Origin of the sequence: Psychrosphaera sp. 1_MG-2023 (assembly GCF_030548245.1) — a bacterium.
Taxonomy (GTDB): domain Bacteria; phylum Pseudomonadota; class Gammaproteobacteria; order Enterobacterales; family Alteromonadaceae; genus Psychrosphaera; species Psychrosphaera algicola.
The window spans coordinates 1-7158 of the sequence record NZ_JAUORW010000037.1 but is presented as its reverse complement, the minus strand read 5'-3'; the positions used below and the strand labels follow the sequence as shown (position 1 = coordinate 7158).

Genomic DNA, 7158 nt, shown 5'->3' with positions numbered 1-7158 from the left:
ATTTAAAGTCTCTTTAGAGAGAGTTTAAATCGAAAGAAGGTCACTTAGGTGGCCTTTTTTTATGGCTGAAATTTATGCAGCGGGATTATATCGGAACAGTAAGGCTAGATGGCTAAAGTAAACAAGTTGCCGGAACTGTGAACGGTAGGGCGTTTTAGTGGCTGTTTATAGTGGCTTACACAGCAGGCCAAGTTTAATTCCCGACGATAACGTATTTATCCTTACCTTCTTTTTTTGCTTGATACATAGCTTCATCGGCGTCTTTGAGTTCCAATTCAAAATCCGTCGTACTCGTAGCTTGATTGATTTTTATGCCAAGACTAATTGTAAAGTAAATTTCGACATTCTCTATGGTCACTTTGGTATTTCTAACAGCTGCTAACAGCCGGTTTGCTAAGTTTTCCGTATCTTCATTTTCTTTAACGATGACGGCAAAAGCAAATTCCTCACCGCCATAGCGGCAGAATGCGTCTTCCTTTCTAAAAGTATTGGCAAAACAACTCGCAACAGCTTTAAGCACTTCGTCACCAACACTATGTCCATGGCTATCATTAATTTTTTTGAAATTGTCTACATCGATAAAGCCAAACGCAACCGGAAGCGCTTGTCGCTGTGCTGAGTAAATGACTTTAGTTGCTTGATCGATAAAGTATCGTCGATTTGGAATATTGGTGAGTTGGTCTATAAATGCGATTTGCTCCAGAGTGATCTTAGCCGTCATTAATTCATTTGTTCGTTCTTCCACTCGTTTCTCTAAAGTAACTTTGAGCGCTTTGAGATCCTCATTTTTTGTTTTGAGTTGTTCTAAATGAAACTTACGCTCTGATACATCACGTTCTATCGCCGCGAAGTGAGTGACTTCACCATATTTGTTAGTAAGCGGCATGATGTTTATTTCGAGCCAATATGGACGTCCAGAACTATCATAATTTAGTAAGGTTTCAGTCACGGCCTCTTGTTTAGCCAGTGCGTCGTGAATACGTTGAGTAGATTGTTTGTCTGTTAATGCGCCTTGTAATATTCGCGGCGTCTCGCCGATGACTTCATCTTGTGTATAACCAGTAAGTTGTTCAAACGCCTTATTAACATAAATAATGTTGGGGCCAACAGGACTGTCAATCGGATTTGCTTCGGTAACGATTACAATATCTTGAGTATTTTCAACAATATCTCTGAACGAAAAAAGCTGTTTAGATTCGGTAATGTCATTAAAAGTGACAACGATAAAACTCGTTTCAGGGCTGCCGCTATTTTCCAAGTAGGCATTGACCAAAAACCAACTAATATCTGGTTGAGAGCCGTCAATTGCTCCAACAATTTCATTTTCTAGGCGAGTGTTTTGATTTTTGACTTTATTAACGGGGTAGTCGTCAACGCCAATGATTTTTCCAGCTTCGTCAACAAAGTGCCACTCCGGGTCATAGGCTGTTTTACCGATTATTTGTTCATAGGACAGTCGCATTAGGCGCAAGGCTGTTGGGTTAGCATACACAACAGAGGTATCCCAAGCGTGAATAACAACGCCTATATGTGCGTGTTCTAGAAGTCTCTTTAAATTTAAATCATTTGCTAAACCAGATTCACTATTTTCCATTTGCATGTACCTGTTGTTAGTTAAATTAACCTTAGGACACAGTAATTAAATTTGAAACCTTATTAAACAAAGTATTTTTTGATAATTAATGAACAGGTGTAAACTTTTTAGTGAAAGTTCAAATGCTTGTCTACACTAATAATTAGCTATTTTAAAATCCGTTGGAGTTGGTTGCTTGAGCAAGACTCAAAATAAAACAAATTACGTGGTCGTATTAACAATCTTAATTTGCTTTGCATCCGCATGTTTAAAGGCGGGAGAGTTATCATGGCAACTACGAAATTACACCAAAAGTGATGGCTTAGCACAAAATGCCATAACCGCAATTACTGAAGATCGTTCCGGTATGATGTGGATTGGAACTCAAAATGGCATTCATAGATTTGACGGATACGAATTCGAAATATTTCATCAAAATGTGACAAAAAGCGCTTTAGGCTTGCAAAGCGATTACATTCGAAACCTACTTGTTAGTCACAATGGCGATCTTTGGGTTGGAACAGCAAGTGGCTTACACCTTTATTCCTTTGAAAAAAATCAGTTTATACCTATTGAGCCCAACATTCACTTTGGCGCAGTACAGGATATTGTCTTGTCACCAAGCGGTGAGATTTGGGTAGCAATGACGAATGGCTTATTTCGGGTTGAAGTTGCAACTAAAAAATTAATTCCAAGTGGCTACAACAATCAAAATGTCACATCGATAAAAGTATCAGAAGGCGGTATTTACGTTGTCCTAGAAGAAAATAGGATTGAGTTTATGGGCGATTCAAAGTCAGTCCCAAAACTATTATTTAACGTCGCTAACAACCAAACGATTTATGGCTTTGAAGTTATCGATGAAACAAATCTAGTGGTAGCCACTAACTACGGCTTGGTTGCAGTAAAGCCGGATAGAACTGAGTTGTTATTCAAAGATATATTACCGTCTGTTATGGCTGCGTATTTAGACATAAACTCGGTTTTATGGGTGACGACTGGCAATGCATTGTTTCAGATTGAATCGCCGTTGAAAGACGGTAGTTACCCAAAAATCGTTCAGGCAAATTTTGATGTCAATCAAGTGCTTTCTTTCTTTGTCGACTCCAGTCAACAGATTTGGTTAGGAACGCAAAACGACGGATTATTTTTGCAAGCTCGAAATTCATCTTGGATTGAAGCCGTCACGGATAGCGGTTCCGAAGGCAATTCGCTGAGTACCATAGGCACAAGTGTGGCGGCAATTGATATCGATAGTGCGGGTGACGTTTGGCAAGGCAGTAATGAAGGTATTGCAAAGTTAGATTGGAACAACAACATCACGACTTACTATCCGTTAGGCATGATGCACGATGGTATTAGCAGCCAAATTTCAGTAATTGAAATTGATAGTGGTGATGATGTATGGGTAGGTTATCGAAATGGGCCACTAGCTAAGTTTAATGCAGAAACAAAAATGTTTGAGAGCCAAACATCTGATCTCAAGCTTTTTATAACGGATATTATTGAATTAAATGCCGACACTCTGCTCTTTACAACAAGAAGCAATGGCGTATTTACTTTTGATAAAACAGATAAAAAGCTGGATCAGTTTTCAACCAAAACAGTGACCGACCCGAGTTGGATTACAAACCGGTTTCAAACGTCTTTAAAAGTTACCGACGAATTGGTGTGGTTAGGGTCATTTGATAGTGGTTTGTTTTTATTTAATATTAGCCAAAAGACCGTCGAAAAGCACTTTGGCAAAAGCGAAACAGCCCCTTTTTTACCTGGAAATTTAGTGGTAAGTTTAATGACCACTGATGAAAACAACCTCTATGTTGGGACTACAAATGGATTGTCTTTATTAGATATTTCCGCTAATAAAATTGATCACTTTACCCATGTTCCTTACCTTACTCACCAAACCATCTATGGCATAGTGCAGGATAGAGATGGTTTTATTTGGTTAACCACAGATTCAGGGATCATTCGACTTGAGCCAAGTGGTAACGATTTACGAGTGTTTAGTATTGAGGATGGCCTGCCAAATAATGAATTTAACTCCAACTCACTATTTCAAAATGATCAATTTATTTATGCCGGAGGGGTGGGTGGGGTAGCCAAACTTGATACTTCAAAAATACCAAGTATTGGAAATGCACCCGAGGTTTATTTGTCCGACTTATACCTGTTTGGTAAAAAGGTAGTCGTTGGCGACGAGTCGAAGCTATTGAGCAAGTCCCTAGAGAAGTCAAAGCGAGTTGCGTTAGATTATTTTCAAAACGCATTTAGCATAGGTTTTGGTGCGATAAACTTTCAGACACCGTTAAAAGTTAAGTACAAATATCAGCTACAACCATTTGATCAAAATTGGACGATAACAGACCATAAAAGGCGACTGGCAACTTACACTAATCTAGATCCTGGTACATACATTTTTTCTGTCCAAGCGTCGATTGACGGGGTTAATTGGAGTGAACCTAAGGCACTACAATTTGACATATCTCCAGCTCCTTGGGCTTCGCCATTCGCTTATTTTATTTATCTTACCAGTGCTTTATTTATATTGAGTTTGGTACTAATTTTAGTTCGGCGTAAGCGTCAATTTGAACAAAAAACTTTTCAACAGATCAGTAAAAAAGAGCAAGAATTGTCATTGGCTTTGTGGGGGAGTGGTGATGAGTTTTGGAATTTTAATGTAAGAGAAAATACCTTGCACCGACGAAACTCGCTAGGTTCGGCAGAATATAGAGAAATGCAAAGCGGCGACGACTTTGAAGCCCACATTCACCCTGATGATGCCGGACAGGTGCGTAAAGCCCTAACTGCCAGCATTTTTGAAAGTATTGATTCTTTTGAGGTCACTTATCGGTTGAAAGATAAAGCTGGTAATTGGTTTTGGGTGCTAGGTAAAGGAACCGTAAGTGAACGAGACCCTGTCACCGGTCGACCAACGTTAATTTCCGGGGCAAATAAAAACATCGATGAATTAAAGCGCGCAGAGAAAGCCTTAACATTAGCTAATGATGAATTAGAAGAAAAAGTAAAAGAAAGAACCTTTGAACTAGTTGAAGCGAACAAAGAAATTACACAAACATTGTTTCAATTGAAGTCGATGCAGGAAAAGCTTGTTGAATCGGAAAAAATGGCCAGCTTGGGGAATATGGTTGCAGGAGTTGCGCATGAAATTAATACGCCTTTAGGAGTTGCAATTACGTCATTGTCATACTCCGAAAAGTCGATGGCTGAGTTATTAGAAAGAGCAAAAAACAAAAGTTTATCAAACGCCAAATTTTCTAAATTGGGTGAGGAAACCATGACGGGACTTTTGTTAGCGCAACGCAACCTAACGAGAGCAGGCGAGTTAGTTAATAGCTTTAAACAAGTTTCTGTTGACCAGTCGAGTGAACAAATACGCGAGTTTAATCTCAAAGATTTAGTCGATGATACCGTAGCGACATTGAGGCCAAAGTTCAAAAATACTGAGTTTTCGATTAGTGCCGATGTCCCTGATGATATAAAAATGACGAGTTATCCTGGCTTGTTGTCTCAGGTTTTAGTCAATTTTATTACTAACTCACTTACCCATGGCTTTAAAGGCATGAAAAAGGGCTCGATTGTATTATCAGCGTCTTACAATTCGCAAGACTCCATTATCCTTATTTATAAAGACTCGGGCATTGGAATTGACGAGGCTAACTGGGAAAAGGTATTTGAACCGTTTTTTACCACGAATAGAAACAAAGGTAATACCGGTCTAGGTATGCATATTAGTTATAATCTTGTGACCCAAAAATTGGGTGGCGATATCGTATTAAATAGTCGTGTAGGCGACGGCGTAGAAATATATATCAACTTACCAATTAAAGTAAAAAGTGATAAATAACTAGGCGTATGGGATAGGATCTCATAAACTATTTTAAAGTAAATTTGAGTTAGTTGTTTTATCCGCTATTAAGGCGGTCAAGCTAACCAAGATAAGTGCAATTGTAATTTTTCTGGGATGTATCAATGAATAAAAAGTTAGTTTCTTTAGTTATTTTGATGTCGGCTGTTTCTGCTTGCTCAACGTCTCCAACGGGACGCAATCAATTGGCATTCGTGTCAAAAGACAAACTTGCTACCATGGGAACTGAATCATTTGAACAAATGAAACAAGAAATCCCAATTAGCACTAATCAAGCATTAATCAATTTTGTGCAGTGTGTGGCGGACGAAATCACACCAAATGTGAGTAAAGAAGCACACAGCGGCGATTGGGAAGTTGTATTATTTGACTCTCCACAAATTAATGCATTTGCACTGCCGGGCGGTAAAATTGGTGTTTATACAGGCATCCTCGATGTTACCGAAAATCAGGATCAATTAGCTGCAATCATGGGTCATGAAGTAGGGCATGTAATTGCAGAGCATTCAAATGAGCGTTTGTCTTCAAATCAAGCGGCCTCAGGCGTACAACAATTGGCCGGCGTATTATTAGGTGGTCAAGATGAACAAGTACAGAAGTATTCACAAGCAGCATTAGGTATGGGGCTACAATACGGCATATTAATGCCTTATGGTCGTACTCACGAAAAAGAAGCTGATATCATAGGTCAAGAGCTTATGGCTAAGTCTGGTTTTAGACCAGAAGCGGCAGTTGATCTTTGGCATAACATGGCAAAATTAAGCGACTCTGCTCCAATGGAGTTTTTATCAACGCATCCATCTAATGAAACGCGTATCGATAAGCTAACTGAACATTTAGCAGTGACTAAACCTATGTTTGATAGCAGTACGCAAAAACCAAAATGTTATAAACCAAGTTAAATTAAGTCTGTTTGAATTAAATTGGAAACATCATAAACGGAGTCGACGTACTCCGTTTTTTTATATGCTCAATTTGTAAGAAAGCAATAATAATGAGGGCAAACTACGTCGCGTCAATTAGGCAGAACGCCGTCATCCCCGTAGCTTGTAAAATTAGTCAACCACAGCGATATTAGGGATCTCCAACCGAGTGCAGAGGAAATAATAAAATCAGCGACTCTGACCCCGCAGGTCTACAATCAAATGCAGAGGAAGTCCATAGTTCGCCTTGTAGGCTGTGCCTTTCTTTGCCTTGCAGGCGGCTATTTCGACTGCGTCGACCATAATGGTGCGGGGCTTGAAGTTTTCTTTGCCTTGCAGGCTGCCTTCATACTACGTGGGTTATGCCCTGCGGGCGGCTTTTCGCCTAAAGGCGAGTCACTTTTCTCAACAGCTAGAAAAGTAACCAAAAGAGCCGCATCCAGCCAATATTCTTGTCTTACATTAAATTCAGTTTTGTCTAAAAGACGGGATGCAATTTCGTCCATGAAAACATCCCTTACTCGACGTCCTGTCTCCCACTTTAGAAAACTGATTTAATTTCAGGAATATTGAATGGAGGTAAAATGTAGCCTGAATTTTAGGTGTGATAACAGGTTATTTTAGTGAATACCGCCCTCCCAAATACACAGAAATACCATCATTCTAATTAAACAGAAAAAAACGTCATCCCAAAAGAGCCACAGCGATATTAGGGACCTCCAACCGAGTGCAGAGGAAGTCCATAGTTCGCCCTAAATTGGCTCAAATTGTTC

General features: G+C 39.4%; 4 protein-coding genes. 2 read left to right on the top strand and 2 right to left on the bottom strand.

All coding sequences use genetic code 11. The features are described from left to right. Positions 1-193: 193 nt before the first annotated feature. Positions 194-1594: a diguanylate cyclase gene (locus tag Q4575_RS19395; RefSeq protein WP_303523913.1), complete on the bottom strand. Its 1401-nt coding sequence runs from the start codon at positions 1592-1594 to the stop codon at positions 194-196. Positions 1595-1769: 175 nt separating this feature from the next. Here Q4575_RS19395 and Q4575_RS19390 point away from each other — a divergent pair, with 175 nt between their 5' ends. Further along, positions 1770-5441 (top strand): ATP-binding protein, encoded by a 3672-nt coding sequence (locus tag Q4575_RS19390; RefSeq protein ID WP_303523912.1) that lies wholly within the window; start codon positions 1770-1772, stop codon positions 5439-5441. 125 nt (positions 5442-5566) lie between these two features. Beyond that, positions 5567-6364: a M48 family metallopeptidase gene (locus Q4575_RS19385; RefSeq protein WP_215962622.1), complete on the top strand. Its 798-nt coding sequence runs from the start codon at positions 5567-5569 to the stop codon at positions 6362-6364. Positions 6365-6666: 302 nt separating this feature from the next. Here the strand turns inward: Q4575_RS19385 and Q4575_RS19380 are convergent, their stop codons facing one another. Next, positions 6667-6891 (bottom strand): hypothetical protein, encoded by a 225-nt coding sequence (locus Q4575_RS19380; RefSeq protein ID WP_303523911.1) that lies wholly within the window; start codon positions 6889-6891, stop codon positions 6667-6669. Positions 6892-7158 lie beyond the last annotated feature (267 nt).

Excerpts from the sequence above, each read along its gene's own strand:
- Q4575_RS19385 (WP_215962622.1), top strand. The coding sequence starts at position 5,567 with ATGAATAAAAAGTTAGTTTCTTTAGTTATTTTGATGTCGGCTGTTTCT.
- Q4575_RS19395 (WP_303523913.1), bottom strand. The coding sequence starts at position 1,594 with ATGGAAAATAGTGAATCTGGTTTAGCAAATGATTTAAATTTAAAGAGA.
- Q4575_RS19380 (WP_303523911.1), bottom strand. The coding sequence starts at position 6,891 with ATGGACGAAATTGCATCCCGTCTTTTAGACAAAACTGAATTTAATGTA.